Source organism: Stenotrophomonas sp. 05L44_2, from assembly GCF_056665995.1.
In genome coordinates this window covers 1-1,271 of the sequence record NZ_JBFTNR010000946.1, presented here as the reverse complement: position 1 = coordinate 1,271, position 1,271 = coordinate 1, and the positions used below count along the sequence as shown (strand labels likewise).

1 protein-coding gene is annotated in these 1,271 nt (G+C 67.2%); it reads left to right on the top strand.

Annotated elements, in window-relative coordinates; genetic code table 11:
• A partial coding sequence (locus AC1VAN_RS22200; protein ID WP_480986791.1) for a M20 family metallopeptidase occupies window positions 1–1,213 on the top strand: 1,213 nt, incomplete at its 5' end.
• Window positions 1,214–1,271 lie beyond the last annotated feature (58 nt).

Below are 1,271 nucleotides of genomic sequence, written 5' to 3'. Positions count from 1 at the left end.
GGCCAAGGTGGTTGAATGGCGCCGCGATTTCCACCAGCACCCGGAACTGTCCAACCGCGAGGAGCGCACCTCCGCCGAGGTCGCCAAGCGCCTGCGCGCGATGGGCCTGAAGCCGAAGACCGGCATTGCCCACCACGGCGTGGTGGCGATCATCGAAGGCGGCAAGCCGGGCCCGAAGATCGCCCTGCGCGCGGACATGGACGCACTGCCGGTGACCGAGCAGACCGGCCTGCCATTCGCCTCCAAGGCCACCGCGCAGTACCGCGGGCAGACCGTGGGCGTGATGCACGCCTGTGGCCATGACGCGCACACTGCCACCCTGCTGGGCGTGGCCGAAGCGCTGGTGGCGATGAAGAAGGACCTGCCGGGCCAGGTGATGCTGATCTTCCAGCCGTCCGAAGAAGGTGCGCCGCCACCGGAAGAGGGCGGTGCGGCGCTGATGCTGAAGGAAGGTCTGTTTGCCGACTTCAAGCCCGAGGCGGTGTTCGGCCTGCATGTGTTCTCCAGCGTGCAGGCAGGGCAGATCGCGGTGCGCGGTGGCCCGCTGATGGCCGCGTCCGATCGTTTCGGCATCAAGGTGATCGGCCGCCAGACCCATGGCTCGGCACCGTGGAACGGCGTGGATCCGATCGTGGCCACTGCTGATCTGATCGGCACCGCACAGACCATCGTCAGCCGCCGCGCCAACCTGTCCAAGCAGCCGGCGGTGCTGACCTTCGGCGCGATCAACGGCGGCATCCGCTACAACATCATTCCCGATGAAGTGGAGATGGTCGGCACCATCCGCACCTTCGACGAAGGCATGCGCCAGCAGATCTTCGCCGATCTGCGCAACGTGGCCGACCACACCGCTGCCGCGCATGGGGCCAAGGCGGTGACCGACATCTACGAATCGGAAGGCAACCCGGCCACGGTGAACGACCCGGCGCTGACCGCGAAGATGCTGCCGAGCCTGCAGGCGGTGGTGGGCAAGGACAACGTGTACGAGCCGCCGCTGCAGATGGGCGCGGAGGATTTCTCGCTGTACGCCAAGGAAGTGCCGGGCATGTTCTTCTTCGTCGGTTCCACCAGCGTGGGCATCGACCCGGCGACGGCGCCGGCCAACCATTCGCCGAAGTTCCTGTTGGATGAGAAGGCGCTGGATGTCGGATTCCGTGCGCTGCTGCAGGTGAGCCTGGATTATCTGCATGGTGCGGGCACCCCGGCGGGTTGAGGGTTTCGGGCAGGGCTGCGCCCTGCACCCGCCGAAGCGGTAGTGCCGGCCGCTGGCC